This window comes from Neobacillus niacini (assembly GCF_023715415.1).
Taxonomy (GTDB): domain Bacteria; phylum Bacillota; class Bacilli; order Bacillales; family Cytobacillaceae; genus Neobacillus; species Neobacillus niacini_C.
On record NZ_JAMBOB010000002.1, the window covers coordinates 323586 to 344181 of the forward strand.

Genomic DNA, 20596 nt, shown 5'->3' on the forward strand with positions numbered 1-20596 from the left:
AGGAGAATGCTTCTTGTATATCGGCTATTTAAATTTCGTAATCGCCATATGCTGGGTGACAGGCCTACTGATTCTGCTGACAGATGTAAAGGCTTATCAAAATGCTTCACTGAAAAAAGAACAGAAAGTGTCAAAATTTTTAGGATGGGTTAATATTTCAATTGGTTTTGGCTTAATTGCAGCAGATTTTATTTATACACGATTCATGTGGTGATACTGGTATTGGACTTCAATTTTGAGGTCCATTTCTTTATGGATTTTTTATAAAAATGTATCCGTTATCACCATCGTGATATAAGGGTTTATAACGTGCTTTATCGGGTTAAAGTGTTGAAATAATATGTTAGATAACCTTCCAAACTCGTGTTAATAAAGTTGTCATAATGTTATAAATAATTCAGATAATTCAAATGAAAACAAGGAGGGTGTTCATATGAAAAAACAAAAGCTCGTTCTCATAGGGAATGGAATGGCAGGTGTTAGAGCCATTGAAGAAGTGTTAAAAATCAACCCAGATCGTTTTGAAATTACGATATTTGGCACAGAGCCCTATCCAAATTATAATCGAATTCAGTTATCTAAGGTGCTTCAGGGTGATACTTCGGTGAGTGATATCACTTTAAATGATTGGGAATGGTACAAAGATAACAAAATCTGCTTTTATCCCGGGGAAACAGTTACTTCAATTAACACTAAAACCAAATGCGTAAGTACCGATAAAGGGACAAAAGAGTCCTATGATCAATTAATTATTGCAACAGGATCTAACCCATTCATGCTTCCATTACCTGGAGCAGATAAGGACGGAGTTAAGGCGTTTAGGAATATAAAAGACTGCAAAGAAATGATTGAATATTCAAAAGTATATAAAAAGGCAGCTGTGATTGGCGGAGGATTACTAGGCTTGGAAGCAGCAAGAGGACTCCTTAACCTCGGGATGGAGGTAGATGTCATTCATATTTATGATTACTTAATGGAACGTCAATTAGATCGAACAGCAGGAAAGTTACTGCAAGCAGAATTAGAGAAACAGGGCATGAACTTTATTTTACAAAAAAATACTGCAGAAATTACCGGAAAAAAACAGGTAACAGGACTAAAGTTTTCGGATGGCACCAAAATTAAAACCGATTTAGTAGTAATGGCAGTTGGAATTAAGCCGAATGTCGCTTTGGCTCAAGAAGCTGGAATACCGGTAAACCGTGGAATCATAGTGAATGATTATTTAGAAACAGATATCCCGGATGTGTTTGCTGTTGGGGAATGTGCCGAGCACCGCGGGATTGCCTATGGATTAGTGGCACCGTTATATCAGCAAGGACAAGTGTTAGCAAAAAGACTCTGTGGGATACAGGATGAAGGCTACAAAGGGTCAGTCCTTTCTACTCAATTAAAGGTTTCTGGTGTAGATGTTTTCTCTGCAGGAAAAATCAATGAGGATGAGAGAACAAAAGTATATAAAACCTACGATGATTGGCATGGTGTTTATAAAAAGGTCTTAATTGAAGATGGGAAAATTGCAGGAGCTGTATTGTTCGGTGATACGAAGGATGGAAACAAGTTATTTAATTTTATCAAAAATGGAGCAGACATTGAGGAATATTTAGAATCTGCACAAAGTGTTGAGTCTGAAGTAAATCTGGTGGCAAGTATGTCCGATGAAGAGCTTATTTGCGGATGTAACGGTGTTACAAAAGGTAACATTGTAGAGGCAATTAAAGCAAATGGATTAACGACAGTAGACCAGGTAAAAGGCTGTACGAATGCATCTCGTTCGTGCGGAGGTTGTAAATCTCTTGTTTCTGATTTACTGGCTTGTACACTTGGTGACCAATATCAGGCGGAACAAAAGGAAGCGATTTGTGCCTGTACAACTTTATCAAGAGATGAGGTCTTGGCGGAAATTCGTGAAAAGGGACTTACCCATATTCGCGAGGTAATGAACGTTCTGCAGTGGAAAACAGATGGCTGCTCGAAATGTAAACCAGCTCTAAATTATTATTTAGGAATGATTGACCCGCTGAATTATCAAGACGAGCGAGAAGCCAGGTATGTCAACGAAAGAATGCATGCCAATATCCAAAAAGACGGTACCTATTCCGTTGTTCCAAGAATGTATGGCGGCGTCACAACCTCCAAGGACTTACGGAAAATTGCCGATGTCGCAGATAAATATAAGGTTGGCTTGATTAAGGTCACCGGCGGTCAGCGGATCGATTTACTTGGTGTATATAAGGAAGACCTGCCAAAGATTTGGGAAGAACTCGATATGCCATCGGGGTCTGCTTACTCGAAAGGACTTCGCACGGTAAAAACATGTGTAGGGGAGAACTATTGTCGATTTGGTACTCAGGATTCAATTGGAATGGGAATTCGCTTAGAAAAGAAATTTGAAGGCTTAAACACTCCACATAAAGTGAAAATGGCTGTGTCAGCCTGTCCGCGTAACTGTGCAGAAAGTGGAATTAAAGATGTAGGGGTTGTCGGTGTAGAAGGTGCATGGGAAATGTATGTTGGCGGCAATGGAGGGACCCATCTACGTGAAGCAGATTTGTTGTTCAAGTTCAAAACAGGTGATGAGTTGGTCGAAATGATTGGAGCCTTCCTCCAATATTATCGTGAAAGTGCTAAATATTTAGAGAGAACCTCCGCTTGGGTGGATCGCTTAGGTTTAGAACATATTAGAGAAGTCCTTTCCGATGAGTTAATGGTGAAGGAATACAATAATCGAATCGATGAAACTTTATCTGTGGTTCAGGACCCATGGAAAGAAGCGATTCACAATAAAAATCTCTTAAGAGACCTATATCAAACTGTAAAAATATGACGAATGGGGGAGTTGGGGATAATGGAAAAAACATTACGCAGCGTGTTCATCGGGGAAGTAGCAGACTTACCACAAAAGTTAGGAAAAACAGTCACCATCGGAAGTAAGGAAATTGCTGTTTTTAAATTGGAAAATGGCGATATCACTGCCATTGAGAACCGATGTCCTCATAAAGGGGGTGTCCTTGCGGAAGGGATACTGAGCGGCGAATATGTATTTTGCCCGATGCATGATTGGAAAATCAGCGTAAAAGATGGCAAGGTTCAAGCACCTGATGTTGGCTGTGTCCAGTCTTATCCCGTTGAGGTTAAAGGGGAGCAAGTCTATATCCTAATCTGAGAATAGATAAGAGGTTCATAGTGACCATATCCGAAGTAATATGGGGAGTGATACGATGACGATTGTGAGTCCAAATGAAGTAGTGGAAAGTATGATCCAAGTGGGTGAAATGAAGGCGAAACTTCCGATTAGAGATTTGCTCATCAGAGGGGCACTAGGAGGGGCGTTGCTCGGGTTTGGAACAACATTAGCTTTCACTGCTGAGGTCCAAACAGGACTAGGGATTGTCGGGGCATTATTTTTTCCAGCTGCATTTGTCATTATCATTCTACTTGGGTTGGAATTAGTTACTGGTAGTTTCGCTCTAATTCCTGTTGCGGTGATGGCGAAAAAAGCTACAGTTGTACAAATGATAAAGAATTGGTTTTGGGTCATTATTGGTCATGTGCTAGGAGCTGGTATTTATGCCATTCTATATATCGTTGCTGTCACTCAGCTTGGTCAGGTCAACAATCATGCTGTAGCCACAAAAATCCTCGCAGTGGCCGAAGCCAAAACATTAGGATATAAAAGTCTAGGTGCAGAAGGGATCCTGGTCGTTTTTGTAAAAGCGATACTCTGTAATTGGATGGTTACTCTTGGTGTGGTAATGGCGATGACCACGAAGTCTGTATTTGGAAAAATCGCGGCAATGTGGCTTCCAATTTTAATCTTTTTTGCTCAGGGCTTTGAACACGCAGTGGTAAACATGTTTGTGATTCCAGCTGGCATGATACTTGGTGCGGATGTTACGATCACAGATTGGTGGGTATGGAACCAAATCCCAGTATTAATTGGAAATTTAGTAAGCGGTGTTCTTTTTACAGGAATGGCGCTCTATTACACTCATAAAAAGACAGAATCCAAAAATATTCTAGAACTGCCACAAACAAAGGCGGCGATACCGAGTACACAGCGTTAAGAAGGAGGGCTGATTATGGGCAAGGCATATATCGTTGGAGCAGGTCCTGGTGACCCTGAGCTGATAACAATTAAAGCGTTGAGATGTATTCAGAAAGCAGACGTGATTCTTTATGACCGGCTGGTTAATCCAGAGCTCTTAAAGGAAGCAAAACGGGATTGCCACCTTATTTATTGTGGTAAAAAACCGAATTTCCATACACTTCAGCAAGAAACCATTAATCACCTTTTAGTCAAATACACGAAACTGGGGAAAAATGTTGTTCGATTAAAAGGTGGAGATCCTTTCGTATTTGGACGCGGGGCCGAAGAAGTAGAAGCTTTAGTTGAACACGGTCTGCCAGTCGAAGTAGTTCCTGGGATAACAGCAGGAGTAGCCGCTCCTGCTTATGCTGGCATTCCGATTACTCATCGTGAATTAGGAAGCTCTTTTGCAATCGTTACGGGACACAAGCCAAAGGGTAAACCTGCTGACATCAATTGGAAGAGTCTAGCAACAGCTGTTGATACATTGGCCATCTACATGGGAATGACAAATCTATCATATATTTGCGAGGAATTAATGAAGCATGGTAAAAAAGCAGATACCCCTGTTGCCGTCATACAGCAAGGGACAACAAGCGCCCAGCGTACGGTAACAGGAACGTTGAGTTCTATTGTAGACAAAGTACTAAAAGAAGAAATACAAAATCCTGCCATGATCGTTGTTGGAGAAGTCGTATCCTTCCGTGATAAAATAAGATTACTAGAAGAAGGAGAGAAGGCGGAAAGTTATGCAACAATGGCTTAAAGAGGTCGCAAGAGGAAAAAGAGGGTCTAAAGACTTAGATTATCACCAAACAAAAGAAGTCGCCCAATCCATTATAAATGGGGACGCGACAAATGCTCAAATAGCTGCCTATCTAATAGCACTACGTTTGAAAACGGAGTCGCCTGAAGAACTGCTTGCGTTTGTTCATGCCTTTAGTGAAAACAGTGAAAAGATAGAATCGACCCAGCAGCCAATGATTGATCTAGCCAGTCCTTATAATGGAAGAAATTCTTTTACGGGGAGTATTCCTACGGCTATTTTGATGGCAGAATATGGGCTGCCAGTTTTTTTACATGGAAGTGATTCGCTGCCGCCGAAATATGGAACAGCGATAAAAGAAATACTTTTACATTTAGGAGTGGATGTTGCCCAATCAAAGGCAGAACTATCAATAACAATGGATGATGCAAAAATTGCTTTTGCATCATCCGAGAAATTTTGTTCTAGTTTAGGAAAATTGCGCCAAATTCGTGAAGAGCTAGGGGTAAGAACTCTCTTTAATACAGTAGAGAAGTTATTAAACCTAGCAAATGCAGATACACTAATGATGGGGGCTTATCATCGAACAGCGATTAATAAAATTGTTCCTATATTCAAAGGACTGTCCTATAAAAATGTGTATGTGGTCCAAGGGATGGAAGGTTCTGAAGATTTACCTGTTCACCGCAATAGCTTTATTTTTAAAATAACAGACAATGAGATGGAATCATCCATTGTTAGCCCAGAGGTATATGGATTATTGGCACCTGAAATAAGTAAAGAAACTAAACTTTCAGCAAAAGAACAATCAGATATTACGATGGCGATACTCAGTGGAGAGAATTCAAAAATGCTTCAATACTATTATAATCAAGTCGTATTTAATACAGGAATACGGTATCACCTGTTCGGTGCTGCTGCTAGTATTGGAGAAGGGATAGAAATCGCAAAAGAACAGATTAGAGAACGAAAAGGCCTGCGTCAATTGGAAAAATGGAAATCAACACAGCCTACTAATGTTAATACGCTATAACCAAATGAAAAGCGTCATGGAAGGTATCACCTTCTATGACGCTTTTTTAAATATGGTGACAAACTAATTTTTCTAAATTTTATATTTTTTTATTTACATAAATCCTATTGGTATGGTAGGATTAATTTCAACAAATACCAAATACTTATCAAGAGAGGCTGAGGGACTGGTCCTATGAAGCCCGGCAACCTGCTGTGCAAGGTGCTAATTCCAGCAAAATGATCTTCATTTTGGGAGATAAGGCGTTAAACAAACGTGAGATGCCTTCCTTTTTTGGGGAAGGCTGTTTTATTGGTGAAAAGGAGGATTAGTAATGACTACACCGGTAACATATGAAAACTGGAATCAGATATCGGATACGTTTCCTATCGAGGATAAAACAAAAGGAGCAAAGTCGGTATTGGAATGGGCATACAGCTCTTATCCAGAAGAACAAATTGTCTATGCATCCAGTTTTGGTGCTGAAGCAATCGTATTAATTGACCTCATTCAACAGGTGAAGCCAGATGCTCATATCGTTTTCTTAGATACTGGCTTACACTTTCCGGAAACCTATGAGGTGATTAACAAAATCGAAGAGCGTTTTCCTTCATTAAGGATTGAGCGAAAACTTCCAAAGCTAACTTTAGATGAACAACGCGAACAATATGGATCAGCATTATGGAAGAGAGAGCCCAACCAATGCTGTAATATCCGCAAAGTCATACCATTAAGGGAGACACTAACGGCGAAACAGGCATGGATCTCAGGGCTTCGTCGGGAACAATCGCCAACAAGAGCAAACACAGAATTTCTAAATAAAGATGATAAATTTCAAAACATTAAAATCTGTCCGCTTATTCACTGGACATGGGACGAAGTTTGGGCCTATATAAAGGAAAAAGACCTCCCTTACAATGCCTTGCATGATCAAAATTATCCAAGCATCGGCTGTTTTCCTTGTACACAGCCAGTTTCGGCAGATGGTGATTCACGAGCAGGACGCTGGGTGGGTAGCGGCAAGACGGAGTGTGGCTTACACACATCCTAAAAGGGGGCTTATAGTTTGCTCACGATTATCGCGGTTATAATTGGGTTGTTTTTTGCCATCAATATTGGTGCGAGTGGTGCCGCTGCTTCAATGGGGATATCTTACGGTGCAGGGGTAGTTAAGAAAAGGCTGGCATTGTTCTTATGTGGTATTACTGTATTCTTTGGGGCGTGGCTTGGTGGTGGTGAAGTGGTCAAAACCATAGGAAGCGGAATTGTCCCGAGTAGTACCTTTAGCGTACCGATTGCACTTATTGTTTTAGCTTCTGCTGCGCTTGCGTTATTTTTAGCCAATATTTTCGGGATTCCACTTTCGACAAGTGAAGTAGCAGTAGGATCGGTAGTAGGGGCTGGAATTGTCTACCAATCAGTATTTGTCGGAAGTTTGGCATGGATTATGGTCTTTTGGCTGCTAACTCCTGTCGCAGCGTTCATCATCGCCATCCTTTCTGCTAAGCTATTAAAAAACAAAACGCTAAAACGCTGGATGGAAGCACCAAAAGCCGTTCCTTATCTTTCAGTTCTTGTCGTTTGTATGGGATTATTTGAAGCTTTTTCAGCGGGAATGAATAATGTGGCAAATGCAGTTGGACCGCTAGTCGGCGCAGAAATTATGTCGACAACTGACGGTATTTTCTGGGGCGGGCTGTGTGTCGCATTAGGTGCCATCTTGTTAGGACACCGTGTTCTTGAAACAAATGGGAAGAAAATTACCACTCTCCGTTTGGAAGAGGGATGTGTGATTTCTGGTACCGGAGCAGCCATTGTCACCTTAGCTTCTGTATTCGGGATTCCGGTCCCGCTGACTCAAATCACGACATCCTCGATTATTGGAATCGGTTTTGCAAAGCATGGCAAGTCAGTATTAAAAAAAGGTATCGTTGTTCAGCTGCTTACGGTTTGGATTGTTTCACCAGTCTTATCGATGGTGCTTTCCTATACGCTGATCCAGCTGCTAATTGAACATAACTTCTATCCGATTGTAGCGATGGCAGGCGTATTAATTTCTGTATTCGGTGTAATGTCACTAATGAAAAAATCGAACCAGCCTGTAACAGAAGCTGTAGAAAAGTAGCTTGATAGTTTCACTGATTTAAATCTCTTTTTTTGAAGGGTTTAATAATAAAACTTAAATTTAATGAAGAAAGGTTTGATTCTGTTGTCATTTTTACCAGCGCCTCATGGAGGTAAACTAATCCAAGCATTTGATCCAAACTATGATTTTACGTCTATCCAAAAAGAACTTGAAATTGACGCCATTGCCTTAAGTGACCTTGAGCTAATCGGTGTTGGGTTATTTAGTCCATTAACCGGCTTCCTTGGGAAAGCTGATTATGAAAACGTCGTGGAGAACATGCGTCTTAGTGACAATACAATTTGGTCTATTCCGGTTACACTTCCTGTTTCCTATGAAACAGCAGCAACACTTGAAGTTGGGGAGAAAATCAAGCTTGTATTTAATAAAGAGGTTTACGGCGTTATTACCGTTTCGGAATGGTATGAACCAAATTTAGACAAGGAAGCAGTTGAGGTTTATAAAACCCTAGAAACTGCTCATCCAGGAGTTAAGCGTCTTTATGAAAGAGGACCTGTCTATGTGGCTGGCGATGTAGTTCTAGTTAAAAAGCCGGAAAAAGGAATCTTTGGCGATGTTTGGTTTGAGCCAAAGGAAACACGTGCCTTATTTGAAGAAAAAGGCTGGAAGAGTGTTGTCGGTTTCCAAACAAGAAATCCCATTCACCGTGCCCATGAGTACATTCAAAAAGCAGCACTTGAAACAGTTGATGGATTGTTCGTGAACCCGCTTGTTGGGGAAACGAAGTCTGACGACATCCCAGCAGATGTTCGCCTAAAAAGCTATCGTGTTCTTCTTGAAAATTACTACCCACGTGAACGTGTCCAGCTTGGTGTCTACCCAGCAGCAATGCGTTATGCTGGTCCAAGAGAAGCGATTTTCCATGCAATTGCCCGTAAGAACTTTGGCTGCACGCATTTTATTGTTGGCCGTGACCATGCAGGTGTAGGTAATTATTATGGTACGTACGATGCTCAATTAATTTTTAATGAATTCCCTGAAGGGGAGCTTGGCATTAAACCATTATTCTTTGAACATAGCTTCTATTGCAAAAAATGTGAAGGAATGGCTTCTGATAAAACTTGCCCGCATAGCAATGAGGATCGGGTGATTCTTTCTGGAACGAAAGTAAGAGAATTGCTTCGTGCAGGACAGCTTCCTCCATCCACTTTCAGCCGTAAAGAGGTTGTTGAAGTGTTAATCGAAGGCATGAAAGAAGAAACGCACGTTTAGGAGGAGAACATGATGACAAAAGCTACCAATATTACATGGCACGCAAGTTCAGTTACCAAATCTGACCGTCATGCACAGAATGGTCATGGAAGCTGCGTACTTTGGTTTACAGGACTATCTGGTTCTGGTAAATCGACAATTGCAAACGCCGTATCGAGCGCTTTGTACCGTCAGGGGATTAATGAATATGTTTTAGATGGTGATAATATTCGCCATGGATTAAATAAAGATCTTGGTTTTTCAGACAATGACCGGACAGAGAATATCAGAAGAATTGGCGAAGTGGCCAAATTGTTTGTAGATAGCGGTGCAGTTGTAACGACAGCATTTATCTCTCCTTTCCAATCCGATCGTGACCAGGTTCGAGCCATTTTTGAAGAAGGCGAGTTCATGGAAGTTTTTGTAGATTGCCCTTTAGAGGAATGTGAAAAACGTGATCCGAAACAGCTTTATGTAAAAGCTCGACGTGGTGAAATAAAGGATTTTACGGGGATTGATTCTCCTTATGAAGCACCGGAGCGTCCAGAAATCACGGTCCGCTCTGATTTATTAACCGTGGAAGAAGCAGTAAATCAGATTTTTAATTACCTCCAAGAAAAGAACATTCTCTAATATGAGTCGGTAAGAAAGGATGGTTGATCAATGGTTGGCAAGGTTTATTTAGTAGGTGCGGGTCCTGGCGATCCAGATTTAATTACAGTAAAAGGGTTACGCTGCCTCAAGCAAGCTGATGTCATCCTCTATGATCGGCTGGTAAATCCTGAACTTTTGGAGAATGCGAAAGAGGGGGCACAACTTGTCTATTGCGGCAAGCTTCCTCATTATCATACAATGAAGCAGGAGACAATTAATCATTTCTTGGTGAAATACGCCAAAAAGGGATATAACGTGGTGCGATTAAAAGGTGGAGATCCTTTTGTTTTCGGCCGCGGCGGTGAGGAAGCAGAGGAATGTGCGAAGCATAATGTGCCATTTGAGATTGTTCCAGGTATTACAGCTGGAATAGCGGCTTCTGCTTATGCTGGGATTCCTGTGACACACCGTACCTTGAGTAAAAGCTTTGCCTTTATTACCGGACATCAGGCTGGTGATAGTGCGACGGCGGAACACCAATGGGCCCACTTGGCGATGGCAGTAGATACGATATGTGTTTACATGGGCGTATCTCATCTACCAACTATAATCAAACATTTAGTTTCCAATGGGAAATCTTCGCAGACTCCTATCGCCTTGATCCATTGGGGTACATTAAGCGACCAAAGGACAGTCGTAGGGACGCTTGAGACGATTGAAGAAGTGGTAGAAAGAGAGGGAATTACCAATCCAAGTATGATCGTGATTGGGGAGGTAGTAACCTTGCACAAAAAATTGAATTGGTTCCAAGAAGAAATAGTAGCCAATATTCCAGCCGCCAACCGGTAACAGCAGAAGGGAGCACATTTTATGAAAGCAATTCTTTATATCGGCCATGGTACTCGTTCGAAAAAAGGTGCGGTCGAGATACGGGCTTTTATGGAAAGAGTAAAGGCACGAATTAACGTACCGATTCAGGAGCTGAGTTTCTTAGAGCTCACAGAGCCGCTGATTGAAGAAGGCTTTGAAACATGTGTCGAGCGAGGTGCAACGGAAATTGACGTTGTTCCACTGTTTCTTTTGGCAGCGGGACACATAAAACGGGATATTCCTGAAGCCTTGTCACCCTTTATTGCCAAATATCCTACTATTCCGGTAAAAATAAAGAACCCTTTTGGGGTACAGGATGTTATTCTAGATGGTGTGGCTGAGTTAATTAGGGAGTCTGCCGGTGACGTGACCACTACAGACAGGATATTAATTGTCGGTGTCGGCAGCAGTGACCCGGATGTCCATGTGAATTTTGGGGAAATTGCAGATGGAATCAAAGAACGGCTTGGGCCGGAAAGGGTATCTGTTTGCTATTTCGCGGCAACACAGCCTAGGCTAAGTGAGGGTTTGGAGAATATTTCGGCAGGTGCAAAAGGTCGGGTTATTGTTGTTCCTTATATGTTATTTACCGGACTCCTGCTTGCAGAATTAAACAAAACCGTTCGCTTGCGCCAAAAAGGTGGTCAGAGGATCCTTTGTACCGCAGCTTTAAGCAACCATAGCGTGATTGAAGATATCGTAATTGAACGCGCGGTTGGTAAGTAAGTCTAAAAAAAACTGAAAAACTTTGTAAATAGAGAACTGGGTCAACAAATAGACCAATTTAAATCGAACAGCCTCTAAAAAATACTGTATGATAAGTTTATATTCCATAGTGAGGTGGATAACGTTGCAACTTCAGGTAATGAATAGTCCGTTTAATCAGGAGCAGGCGGAACTCCTAAATCGTCTTTTACCTACTTTTTCTGAATCACAAAAAGTATGGTTGAGTGGGTATCTCGCCGGTGCTGCTGCAGCGCCAATTGCTTCTGTACTAGGTGTGCCAAGCCAACAAGCAGTTGATGGCTCAGCATCAAAAGAAGTGACCATTCTATACGGATCACAAACAGGAAATGCTCGCGGCTTAGCAAAAAAGGCAGGCTCTACGCTAGAGGCGAAAGGGTTCACAGTAACGATTTCTGCTATGAGCGATTTTAAACCAAACAATATTAAAAAAGTTAAAAATCTACTTATTTTAGTAAGTACGCATGGAGAAGGCGATCCACCGGATAATGCTCTAACATTCCATGAGTTTCTTCATGGCAAGCGGGCACCAAAGCTTGACGACTTAAACTTCTCGGTCTTATCTCTGGGAGATAGTTCATATGAATTCTTCTGTCAAACAGGAAAACAATTTGATGCTCGTTTGGAGGAGTTAGGGGGCACAAGACTTTATCCACGTTTCGACTGTGATCTCGATTATGATGAACCCGCAGCAGAATGGCTTGAAGGAGTAGTTAATAGTCTAGGTGAAACAAAGGGTGGAATTCCTGTCCTAACTCAGGTAGCTTCCACTCAAACAGTTGAATCAACCTACTCTAGAACCAATCCATTTAGAGCAGAAGTGCTTGATAATCTAAACTTAAATGGTCGAGGCTCCAATAAAGAAACACGACATTTGGAGTTATCACTTGAAGGATCCGGGCTTAGCTTCCAACCGGGTGATAGTCTTGGAATCTATCCAGAAAATGATCCAGAACTGGTAAGCCTGCTTCTAGAAGAATTAAAATGGAACCCAGAAGAAAGTGTGACCATTAATAAGCAAGGTGAAGTACTTTCCTTAAAAGACGCACTTTCAACCTTTTACGAGATTACTACATTAACAAAGCCGCTTCTTGAAAAAGCAGCAAAACTTACTGCAAACAGCGACTTACAGGAGATTCTAAATGATAGTGAAAAGGTAAAATCCTATCTTGAAGGACATGATTTGCTTGATGTGGTCCGTGACTTTGGACCGCTCTCTAGCTCACCTCAAGAGTTTGTTTCGATTCTTAGAAAAATGCCGGCACGATTATATTCGATTGCCAGCAGCTTAACTGCGAATCCTGATGAAGTTCATTTAACGATAGGTGCTGTCCGTTACAATGCCAACGGTCGTGACCGTAAAGGTGTCTGCTCCATTTTTACCGCAGAACGATTACAGCCTGGAGACAGTGTACCAATCTATATTCAACAAAACGAAAACTTTAAGCTTCCTGCGAATCCTGAAACTCCAATTATTATGGTAGGACCAGGAACAGGTGTAGCGCCTTTCCGCTCCTTTATTCAAGAGCGTGAGGAAACTGGGGCAGAAGGTAAGTCTTGGATGTTCTTTGGAGACCAGCATTTTGTCACTGATTTCCTATATCAAACAGAATGGCAAAAGTGGTTGAAAGACGGTGTATTAACGAGAATGGATGTTGCTTTTTCACGTGACACAGCTGAAAAAGTTTATGTCCAGCACCGCATGCTAGAACAAAGTAAGGAATTGTTCCAGTGGCTTCAAGAAGGTGCTCATGTTTACATTTGCGGTGATGAGAAACATATGGCACATGATGTCCATCAAACGCTTATTGGGATCATCGAAAAAGAGGGAGGCTTGAGCCGAGAAGCGGCAGAAGCCTATCTAGCAGATATGCAGCAGCAAAAACGGTACCAACGCGATGTATATTGATAAGGTAATGGAAGGAGATTTTTCATAAATGGTTAAGCAAAAATTAAAAGCACCGGATGGCGCACCAAGCGATGTTGAGCGTATTAAAAGAGAGAGTAATTTTCTACGCGGAACACTGAGAGAAGTCATGCTCGACAGAATCAGTGCAGGAATCCCAGACGATGATAACCGTCTAATGAAACATCATGGCAGCTATTTGCAGGATGACCGAGATCTCCGCAATGAGCGCCAAAAACAAAAACTTGAGCCTGCCTATCAGTTTATGCTGCGTGTCCGGTTGCCTGGCGGTGTTGCGACACCGTCCCAATGGCTGGTTATGGATGAGCTAGCTGATAAAAACGGTAACGGTACATTAAAGCTGACTACACGTCAAACATTTCAAATGCACGGGATCTTAAAATGGAATATGAAAAATACGATACAGGAAATCCATGCTACGTTATTGGACACGATTGCTGCCTGCGGCGATGTTAATCGTAATGTATTGTGTACATCAAATCCCTATCAATCTGAGATTCATATGGAAGTATACGAATGGGCAAAACATTTAAGTAATTATTTATTGCCGAGAACAAGGGCGTATCATGAAGTTTGGCTTGATGAAGAAAAAGTAGCTGGTTCACCGGAAGTCGACGATGTTGAGCCAATGTATGGACCGCTTTATTTACCACGTAAATTCAAAATTGCTATTGCGGTACCGCCTTCGAATGATATCGATGTCTTTTCACAAGACCTTGGTTTAATTGCAATTGTAGAAGATGGAAAACTGATTGGTTTTAACGTGGCAATCGGCGGTGGTATGGGAAGTTCACATGGGGATAAAGAAACTTACCCGCAACTTGCCAAGATAATTGGCTTCTGTACACCAGATCAAATTCAAGATGTAGCAGAAAAAGTCATTACCATTCAGCGAGATTACGGAAACCGTTCCGAGCGAAAAAATGCCCGCTTCAAGTACACCGTTGACCGCCTAGGATTAGAAACCGTCAAGGAAGAATTAGAAAATCGTCTTGGCTGGAGTCTTGCTGAAGCAAAACCTTACCATTTTGATGATAACGGTGATCGTTACGGCTGGGTAAAAGGCGTTCAAGGAAAATGGCATTATACCCTTTTTATCCAAAACGGCCGTATTGCGGATTCGGATGATTATAAGCTGAAAACAGCTCTTAGAGAAATTGCAAAAGTTCATAAAGGTGAATTCCGTCTAACAGCAAATCAGAACGTAATTATTGCCGATGTTTCAAGCCAGAAGAAGAAAAAAATTAATGAACTTATTGAACAATTTGGTTTGACGGATGGCAGTCACTATTCTGCACTTCGCCGTAGTTCAATGGCATGTGTTGCACTTCCGACATGTGGGTTAGCCATGGCAGAAGCAGAAAGATACTTACCGAAGCTTATTGATAAGATAGACGATATTTTAGATGAAACTGGACTTAGGGATAAAGAAATTACGATCCGTATGACAGGTTGTCCAAACGGCTGTGCACGCCCTGGATTGGGAGAAATAGCTTTCATGGGTAAAGCGGTAGGGAAATATAATATGTACCTCGGAGCGGCTTTTGACGGCAGCAGACTCAACAAAATGTACCGAGAAAATATCGGTGAAGAAGAAATCTTGAGCGAACTTCGTGTCATTCTTTCCCGTTACGCAAAAGAAAGAGAGCAAGAAGAGCACTTCGGAGACTTCGTCATTCGTGCTGGCATAGTCCAAGCTACAACCGACGGCACAAACTTTCATGCTTAAACATTTATCGGAAATATACGAATAAATGACAAAAGCAATACTAATTCATCTGAATTGGTATTGCTTTTTGTATTGCTACCTGAATTTCTCATAGTTTGTCTTTGAGGTCATAATACAATGCCACAACAACATCAATATTATTATCAATAAAACTTAGCCGTTCTCTTGAAACCTTCGTCCATTCACTCGAAAAATCCATTGCTGATAAAATATGTCTGAGACTAAAAGAATAACGATCATTTAATTGTGATATGACATAACTTACTCCAATATGTTTCCCTTCTTCTTTTTTCAAAATGTCTTGAATGTCGCTTTTTACCCAATCAGGTGCAACAGCAACCGTTTTTTTTAGCAATTCATCATATTCTTCAAAAAGCATCATTTTACCTCCTGATTTTTCCGAAAACTATATAGTAAATTTTCACCAAACCAAACATAACCATATGGTAAGTATTGGCTTGATTTACTTTCAGCATACTGCATTATCCTATAATCCTGCGGAATAATCTTGCGAAAATTATTTTATTGAATAGTCAGAAATTTTGGAAATCGTCTAGTTTTGTCATATTTTAACTTGTTTTATCGAAACGATTTAATAGATTTAAATACATGCTATAATTCATTTCATGACTAATATATTTAAAGCATCTGGGTAATTAATAGAGTTAGAGGTGTGTTTTTGTTATGAATATAGTTGATTTAGAAGAGGCAATAAATGAGAAGAGAAACGAAATGATAAAAATAGGTATGACAAAGGGACTTTCTAATAGAGAAACGATAGTTTGCAGTCAAGAACTAGATAATCTTCTAAATGAATATAGAAGGTTAAAAGTAAACCAGATAAGGTCCAAGTCTACCTTACTAGATGATTTTGTGGAGTTAATACAGCATTTTTACAAATTAGCATCGAGACCCTACAAATTTATGTCTCCATATAAAGGTAATAAATTCTATTAATGATTGAAGTTCCCAATAAGACATATTTAGACCCAGCCCCTTGGCCAAGGATGGGTCTTTTTCTTTTTATAAAATACTTACGTTCGCTGAATCGTAGAAGTAGAAAAGCTTTTTACCATTTTCTGCAGGTTTCTGTGGGCTTCTCTTAATTTTATCGTTTCTTCGATGATTTTTTGGAATCCTTCAATGTCTCTATCAGATGCGTTTAATAGTGTCTTTGGTACACCTTCTGCAATTTGTTGGAGGGTAATATCTTGGCTCATGGCAATGACCACCTTTCAACTTATTGATTAGACTAGCTTTTCGTCTACTCTACTAATTTTAGATACGGGTGAGTTTCTCCTGCCTGAACTGTAAAAAACTTATCTACATGAATCACCAGATTCTTTTAGAAATAGGAAAGTTCTTGCAAATAACGACGGTAATCCATTTTCATCGATAGTCGTTTGTAGAAAAATAGTTAAATATTCAGTAAATAAAAAAGAGTAAAATACATAAAATTTTGCAGATTTATAGAATAGTAGTTGACTTACCCATCGTTTGTAATATAATAAAACCAATAGTTTTACTTGGGATTAAAAAAGAGGTGACATTAAATGTATTTAACGATAGATTCAATCGAAAAAAGCTTTATAAATGATAGAAAAGAAAACGTGAAGGTTCTTGATGGAATAAATTTAAATGTCAAAAAAGGTAGTTTTGTTTCGATTGTGGGGCCATCAGGTTGTGGGAAGTCTACGCTGCTTTACCTGGTTGCTGGACTCGACAAAGCTGATAGCGGAGAAATCCGCGTCGATGGGAACTTAGTATCAAAACCTGGTCCAGAAAGAGTAGTAGTTTTCCAGGAAGCAGGTTTGTTTCCGTGGCTGACCGTATTAGAAAATGTAACCTATGGTTTGAATCTTAAAAAAATGCCAAAAGAAGAAGCGAAAAGAAAGGCACTTGATGTCTTAAAGATGGTTCACCTCAGCCGCTATGTAAATTCATATCCTCACGAATTATCAGGCGGAATGAAGCAGAGAGTTTCAATCGCTAGAGCGTTAGTAATGGAGCCTGACATCTTGTTAATGGATGAGCCCTTCTCGGCCTTGGATGAACAAACTAGAATGGTGCTGCATAAAGAACTGCTTGAAATTTGGAGAAAGACCAAAGTAACAATCTTTTTTATCACACACAATATTAGAGAAGCGGTACTCCTCTCAGAGGAAGTGGTTGTATTTGCCACTCGTCCTGGCAGGATTAAAGAAATTATTCCCGTACCTACCATGAAGGATGGTGTAACACCTGACAGTGTGACATTAAATACCGAGCAAAGAATTTTATCAATATTACAAGATGAAATTGAAAAAGTATTGAAGGAGGAAATGGGTGATGACTACAGCTTTAAGACGGATCATCTTCATCGCGGTGATAGCGGCGATATGGGAAGTCACATCTAGATTTTCCAGCCTTCCTGATTTTATGTTTCCAAGCCTGACCCAAGTACTCGAAACACTTTTTAACGGCTTAATGAGTGGTCAAATTATTCTGGCGATTGGTAAAAGTATGGGACGTATCCTCCTAGGATTTACGATTGCCATTATTGTCGGATTGATATTAGGATACTTCATCTGGCGTTATAAACTTGTCGAGGATACCCTTGGATTTGTCGTAACTGCGCTCCAATCAATTCCTAGTATTGTCTGGTTTCCACTAGCAATCATTTGGTTTGGTTTAAACGATTTTTCCATCTTGTTTATTGTGACAATTGGTGCGACATGGACGATGACGGTTAATGCAACAAGCGGCTTTAAAAACGTACCTCAGCTTTATCAGCGTGTCGCAAAGGTGTATGGTTCAAGTGGATTGCACTTCCTTCGTACTGTTATCCTTCCAGCATCTGTACCGCAAATCATTTCAGGATTGCGAATTGCTTGGGCATTCTCATGGCGTGCCTTAATGGCCGGTGAACTTCTTGGGGGCGGAGGCGGCCTTGGACAGCTGCTAGAAATGGGTCGTTCACTTGGTCAAATGGATTTAGTTATTTCTGTCATGATTATCATTGCCATTATCGGGACCATAGTCGATAATGTTGTTTTTTCAAGATTAGAACGCAATGTAGAAGTAAAATGGGGTATTCGAGGAAGAGCTTAATATAAATATTATAGAGCCAGGAGAGAAAAATCATGTTGAAAAAATCGACGCTTTACCTATTTATCACACTTTTGTTTATTGGATTACTTAGCGGATGTGCTCAATCTTCGAATGAAGGTGGAGAAGAGGCGAAAACAGTTAAAATCGGATATTTTCCAAACTTAACACATATCGGAACCATTGTGGCACTTGAAAAAGGCTATTTTGAAGAAGCATTTGGTAAAGATGTAAAGATTGAAACGAAAACTGTAGCAAATGGTGGACTATTTATGGAAGCAATGGCAACAAAGGCTATTGATGTTGGTACAGTTGGACCAGGTCCATTACTCAACTTTTATGTGAAGAATAAGGAATACCACCTAATTTCTGGAGCAGTAAATGGTGGAGCAGTCCTTGTTGCGGCTGAAGGAAGCGGCGTTGAAAAGGTAGCAGATTTAGATGGAAAAAAAGTAGCAATTCCGGTTATTGGAAGCACGCAGGATGTAATGTTACGTAAATCTCTAAAAGAGGCTAATTTAAAAGCGAAAACGAGTGGTGGTACAGTAGATTTATTTGCTGCAGCTCCAGCGGATACAGCTTCACTTTTCATTCAAAAACAAGTGGACGCAGCAGCGACGCAAGAGCCATGGGGATATGTACTTGAAAATCAAGCAAATGGAAAACTGCTACTAGACTGGGATGAATTTGCTTGGGGGAAAGAATCCACCAATACAGTAGTTGCTGCAAGAGCAGACTTTTTGAAAAACAAAGAATTATCAAAGCAGTATTTAGATGCTCATAAAAAAGCGGTAAAGTTCATTCAGGAGAACCCTGAAGAGAGCAAAGAAGTTGTCATGAAGCATTTAAAAAATCTTACTGGTAAAGAGTTAAATAAAGACGAAGTAGACGCAGCGTTCTCCCGTTTAGCGGTGACAACAGATGTAAATGAAAAAGTAATTCAGGAAATGGCAGATATCAGTAAAGAAGCTGGGTATATTCCAAGCAGTGATATTAAAGGACTAATCGACTTGTCCTTACTTAAATAATAATAGAAGGTTTTGGACTCAATTAGGAGTTCAAAACCTTTTTTTAAGGTAAAATAAGGATGAAATTACATAGAGGAAGGGACGATAGAAATGAAATCAAAGATTACATGGACAGGAGATATGGCCTTTACCGGAACGACGCCTTCAGGGCATGATTTACGGATGGATGCCGCACCAGAAGTTGGCGGCCAAAATAGCGGTCCTAGACCAACAGAATTGCTCTTATACTCACTTGCAGGCTGTACAGGAATCGATATCGTGATGATTTTGAAAAAAATGCGATTAGAGCTGACTGGTTTTTCGATGGAAGTAGAGGGTACGAGGGCCGATGCAGAACCAAAGAAATTCACCGATTTTCATATTCATTACTTAGTAGAAGGGAATTTGCCAGAAGATAAAGTAGTCCGTGCGATTCAATTATCCAAAGACAAATACTGCTCGGTTTCCCATTCTTTAAGTGCAAACATAGTAGCAAGCTATTCTATTAACGGAACAAAAGGTAATCAAGTCTTATAAAACTAGGCTGTGTTGATGGATACTGTTGATTTTAGAACCTGTTGATTGGAGCGGAAGGCGCTTGACTCCTCGAAAATGCTATCGCATTTTCTTCGTGCGTGGGCGGATTCGAGGATGTAAATCAATGTCCTGCGGGATGCACGAGCTGAGTGAGACACCGCAGGAGCGAAGCTGCGAGGAGGCTCACGGGCGAGCCCGCGGAAAGCATAGCGCCTGGAGCTCCAATCAACAGCCTAGTTTAACACAGCCAATGGCAAAAAGGATTCAGCTCTTAGCTGGATCCTTTACCTTTTCATAGTGGTCATAAAACACTTTAAATAGTCGTTCGTCGCCGCCTCTATCAGGATGGAGGGCCTTTAATATTTTCTTGTATTCCTTCCTGATTGTGTCAATATTTGCCCCAGGTTCTAAACCCAATAAGGAGGTAAGGGTCAAAGGTGGAGAGTCGGATAGCGCATACTCTGCTTTTAGCATTCTTTTTAAAGACCTATTTTTTGCTTGTTCTATCCGAATCGAGGTTTGTAACTGTTCAATTTCTTCTTTGAATTTTTGATTTTCGTGGAACGTTTTTTCCCACTCGTGAAAATCAATTCCAAATTTCTTTGTCTTGAACTCAATCTTCTTTTCTAAAATAAATGACGCTAAATCAACAGGATTTATTGAGTATTCTAGATTCAGATGCTTGGTTCTTCTCGCCTTGATTTTCCCATCAAGAATCCAACGAATGACAACCTCTTCATTGTCCGTAATCCCCTCAGCCCTAAGCTGTTCAGTAACCTCTTTAACATTCAACATAGGATCAACTCATTCTTCATTTGTCTAGTAATTACTAAACTCAATGTATCATATGAAAAACGTTACAGGTTTACAGGACTATTTAATTTTTATTAAAAATA

The 20596-nt window shown here is 40.5% G+C and carries 23 protein-coding genes and 1 riboswitch; of the genes, 20 read left to right on the forward strand and 3 right to left on the reverse strand.

Translation table 11 applies throughout. The annotated features are described in order from the left end of the window. Window positions 1-13: 13 nt before the first annotated feature. From M3189_RS04955 to cysI, 14 genes are all read left to right on the forward strand, one after another. Window positions 14-214, forward strand: coding sequence for a CLC_0170 family protein (locus M3189_RS04955; protein WP_251632666.1), 201 nt, complete (start codon window positions 14-16; stop codon window positions 212-214). A 219-nt stretch (window positions 215-433) separates the two neighbouring features. Further along, window positions 434-2827, forward strand: coding sequence for a nitrite reductase large subunit NirB (gene nirB / locus M3189_RS04960; protein ID WP_251632667.1), 2394 nt, complete (start codon window positions 434-436; stop codon window positions 2825-2827). Between the two features lie 18 nt (window positions 2828-2845). Then, on the forward strand, window positions 2846-3166 hold the full coding sequence (gene nirD, locus M3189_RS04965; protein ID WP_251632992.1) for a nitrite reductase small subunit NirD: 321 nt from the start codon (window positions 2846-2848) through the stop codon (window positions 3164-3166). A gap of 55 nt (window positions 3167-3221) precedes the next feature. Next, entirely contained in the window at window positions 3222-4067 is an 846-nt protein-coding gene (locus M3189_RS04970; protein WP_251632668.1) for a formate/nitrite transporter family protein, read from the forward strand. A gap of 15 nt (window positions 4068-4082) precedes the next feature. Further along, window positions 4083-4856 (forward strand): uroporphyrinogen-III C-methyltransferase, encoded by a 774-nt coding sequence (gene cobA / locus M3189_RS04975; protein WP_251632669.1) that lies wholly within the window; start codon window positions 4083-4085, stop codon window positions 4854-4856. Continuing rightward, the gene (locus tag M3189_RS04980; RefSeq protein WP_251632670.1) at window positions 4840-5889 is read left to right on the forward strand and encodes an anthranilate phosphoribosyltransferase; all 1050 of its coding nucleotides are present in this window, start codon (window positions 4840-4842) and stop codon (window positions 5887-5889) included. Before cobA (M3189_RS04975) ends, M3189_RS04980 begins: the two co-directional genes overlap by 17 nt. A gap of 142 nt (window positions 5890-6031) precedes the next feature. After that, window positions 6032-6133: riboswitch (SAM riboswitch) on the forward strand. Window positions 6134-6202: 69 nt separating this feature from the next. After that, window positions 6203-6919 (forward strand): phosphoadenylyl-sulfate reductase, encoded by a 717-nt coding sequence (locus tag M3189_RS04985; protein ID WP_251632671.1) that lies wholly within the window; start codon window positions 6203-6205, stop codon window positions 6917-6919. A 15-nt stretch (window positions 6920-6934) separates the two neighbouring features. Then, on the forward strand, window positions 6935-7993 hold the full coding sequence (locus tag M3189_RS04990) for an inorganic phosphate transporter (RefSeq protein WP_251632672.1): 1059 nt from the start codon (window positions 6935-6937) through the stop codon (window positions 7991-7993). A gap of 63 nt (window positions 7994-8056) precedes the next feature. Further along, a complete protein-coding gene (sat, locus tag M3189_RS04995) occupies window positions 8057-9226 on the forward strand; it encodes a sulfate adenylyltransferase (protein ID WP_251632673.1) in 1170 nt (389 codons plus the stop codon). Window positions 9227-9238: 12 nt separating this feature from the next. After that, window positions 9239-9838: an adenylyl-sulfate kinase gene (gene cysC, locus M3189_RS05000; protein WP_251632993.1), complete on the forward strand. Its 600-nt coding sequence runs from the start codon at window positions 9239-9241 to the stop codon at window positions 9836-9838. A 30-nt stretch (window positions 9839-9868) separates the two neighbouring features. Further along, window positions 9869-10648 carry a uroporphyrinogen-III C-methyltransferase gene (gene cobA / locus M3189_RS05005; protein WP_251632674.1) on the forward strand — a complete coding sequence of 260 codons (780 nt, stop codon included), beginning with the start codon at window positions 9869-9871 and terminating at the stop codon, window positions 10646-10648. Between the two features lie 21 nt (window positions 10649-10669). Next, complete coding sequence (locus tag M3189_RS05010; RefSeq protein WP_251632675.1) at window positions 10670-11395, forward strand: sirohydrochlorin chelatase; 726 nt, start codon at window positions 10670-10672, stop codon at window positions 11393-11395. 124 nt (window positions 11396-11519) lie between these two features. Continuing rightward, window positions 11520-13322 (forward strand): assimilatory sulfite reductase (NADPH) flavoprotein subunit, encoded by a 1803-nt coding sequence (locus M3189_RS05015; RefSeq protein ID WP_251632676.1) that lies wholly within the window; start codon window positions 11520-11522, stop codon window positions 13320-13322. 28 nt (window positions 13323-13350) lie between these two features. After that, window positions 13351-15069: an assimilatory sulfite reductase (NADPH) hemoprotein subunit gene (gene cysI, locus M3189_RS05020; protein ID WP_251632677.1), complete on the forward strand. Its 1719-nt coding sequence runs from the start codon at window positions 13351-13353 to the stop codon at window positions 15067-15069. A gap of 88 nt (window positions 15070-15157) precedes the next feature. Here cysI and M3189_RS05025 read toward each other — a convergent pair whose 3' ends face one another. Continuing rightward, on the reverse strand, window positions 15158-15451 hold the full coding sequence (locus tag M3189_RS05025) for a hypothetical protein (protein WP_251632678.1): 294 nt from the start codon (window positions 15449-15451) through the stop codon (window positions 15158-15160). A gap of 302 nt (window positions 15452-15753) precedes the next feature. Between M3189_RS05025 and M3189_RS05030 the strand changes: the two genes are divergently transcribed. Further along, window positions 15754-16026, forward strand: a complete 273-nt coding sequence (locus tag M3189_RS05030; RefSeq protein WP_251632679.1) for an aspartyl-phosphate phosphatase Spo0E family protein — start codon at window positions 15754-15756, stop codon at window positions 16024-16026. A 77-nt stretch (window positions 16027-16103) separates the two neighbouring features. Here the strand turns inward: M3189_RS05030 and M3189_RS05035 are convergent, their stop codons facing one another. Further along, window positions 16104-16289: a hypothetical protein gene (locus M3189_RS05035; protein ID WP_045515772.1), complete on the reverse strand. Its 186-nt coding sequence runs from the start codon at window positions 16287-16289 to the stop codon at window positions 16104-16106. 333 nt (window positions 16290-16622) lie between these two features. Here M3189_RS05035 and M3189_RS05040 point away from each other — a divergent pair, with 333 nt between their 5' ends. The 5 genes from M3189_RS05040 to M3189_RS05060 all read left to right on the forward strand — a co-directional run bounded on the left by M3189_RS05040 (window position 16623) and on the right by M3189_RS05060 (window position 19998). Continuing rightward, complete coding sequence (locus tag M3189_RS05040; RefSeq protein WP_133368343.1) at window positions 16623-17465, forward strand: ABC transporter ATP-binding protein; 843 nt, start codon at window positions 16623-16625, stop codon at window positions 17463-17465. After that, window positions 17398-18159, forward strand: a complete 762-nt coding sequence (locus M3189_RS05045; RefSeq protein WP_251632680.1) for an ABC transporter permease — start codon at window positions 17398-17400, stop codon at window positions 18157-18159. The genes M3189_RS05040 and M3189_RS05045 overlap by 68 nt, the downstream gene beginning before the upstream one ends. A gap of 32 nt (window positions 18160-18191) precedes the next feature. Next, the gene (locus tag M3189_RS05050) at window positions 18192-19184 is read left to right on the forward strand and encodes an aliphatic sulfonate ABC transporter substrate-binding protein (protein ID WP_251632681.1); all 993 of its coding nucleotides are present in this window, start codon (window positions 18192-18194) and stop codon (window positions 19182-19184) included. A 90-nt stretch (window positions 19185-19274) separates the two neighbouring features. Then, window positions 19275-19700, forward strand: a complete 426-nt coding sequence (locus M3189_RS05055; RefSeq protein ID WP_251632682.1) for an OsmC family protein — start codon at window positions 19275-19277, stop codon at window positions 19698-19700. A gap of 136 nt (window positions 19701-19836) precedes the next feature. Beyond that, window positions 19837-19998: a hypothetical protein gene (locus M3189_RS05060; RefSeq protein ID WP_251632683.1), complete on the forward strand. Its 162-nt coding sequence runs from the start codon at window positions 19837-19839 to the stop codon at window positions 19996-19998. Here the strand turns inward: M3189_RS05060 and M3189_RS05065 are convergent. Further along, window positions 19965-20495 carry a J domain-containing protein gene (locus M3189_RS05065; protein WP_251632684.1) on the reverse strand — a complete coding sequence of 177 codons (531 nt, stop codon included), beginning with the start codon at window positions 20493-20495 and terminating at the stop codon, window positions 19965-19967. The genes M3189_RS05060 and M3189_RS05065 overlap by 34 nt on opposite strands. Between the last annotated feature and the right edge of the window lie 101 nt (window positions 20496-20596).

Coding starts and splice junctions, on each gene's coding strand:
- nirB (WP_251632667.1), top strand. CDS start 434: ATGAAAAAACAAAAGCTCGTTCTCATAGGGAATGGAATGGCAGGTGTT.
- M3189_RS04970 (WP_251632668.1), top strand. CDS start 3,222: ATGACGATTGTGAGTCCAAATGAAGTAGTGGAAAGTATGATCCAAGTG.
- cobA (WP_251632669.1), top strand. CDS start 4,083: ATGGGCAAGGCATATATCGTTGGAGCAGGTCCTGGTGACCCTGAGCTG.
- M3189_RS04980 (WP_251632670.1), top strand. CDS start 4,840: ATGCAACAATGGCTTAAAGAGGTCGCAAGAGGAAAAAGAGGGTCTAAA.
- M3189_RS04985 (WP_251632671.1), top strand. CDS start 6,203: ATGACTACACCGGTAACATATGAAAACTGGAATCAGATATCGGATACG.
- sat (WP_251632673.1), top strand. CDS start 8,057: ATGAAGAAAGGTTTGATTCTGTTGTCATTTTTACCAGCGCCTCATGGA.
- cysC (WP_251632993.1), top strand. CDS start 9,239: ATGACAAAAGCTACCAATATTACATGGCACGCAAGTTCAGTTACCAAA.
- cobA (WP_251632674.1), top strand. CDS start 9,869: ATGGTTGGCAAGGTTTATTTAGTAGGTGCGGGTCCTGGCGATCCAGAT.
- M3189_RS05010 (WP_251632675.1), top strand. CDS start 10,670: ATGAAAGCAATTCTTTATATCGGCCATGGTACTCGTTCGAAAAAAGGT.
- cysI (WP_251632677.1), top strand. CDS start 13,351: ATGGTTAAGCAAAAATTAAAAGCACCGGATGGCGCACCAAGCGATGTT.
- M3189_RS05025 (WP_251632678.1), bottom strand. CDS start 15,451: ATGATGCTTTTTGAAGAATATGATGAATTGCTAAAAAAAACGGTTGCT.
- M3189_RS05030 (WP_251632679.1), top strand. CDS start 15,754: ATGAATATAGTTGATTTAGAAGAGGCAATAAATGAGAAGAGAAACGAA.
- M3189_RS05035 (WP_045515772.1), bottom strand. CDS start 16,289: ATGAGCCAAGATATTACCCTCCAACAAATTGCAGAAGGTGTACCAAAG.
- M3189_RS05040 (WP_133368343.1), top strand. CDS start 16,623: ATGTATTTAACGATAGATTCAATCGAAAAAAGCTTTATAAATGATAGA.
- M3189_RS05045 (WP_251632680.1), top strand. CDS start 17,398: ATGACTACAGCTTTAAGACGGATCATCTTCATCGCGGTGATAGCGGCG.
- M3189_RS05050 (WP_251632681.1), top strand. CDS start 18,192: ATGTTGAAAAAATCGACGCTTTACCTATTTATCACACTTTTGTTTATT.
- M3189_RS05055 (WP_251632682.1), top strand. CDS start 19,275: ATGAAATCAAAGATTACATGGACAGGAGATATGGCCTTTACCGGAACG.
- M3189_RS05060 (WP_251632683.1), top strand. CDS start 19,837: ATGCACGAGCTGAGTGAGACACCGCAGGAGCGAAGCTGCGAGGAGGCT.
- M3189_RS05065 (WP_251632684.1), bottom strand. CDS start 20,495: ATGTTGAATGTTAAAGAGGTTACTGAACAGCTTAGGGCTGAGGGGATT.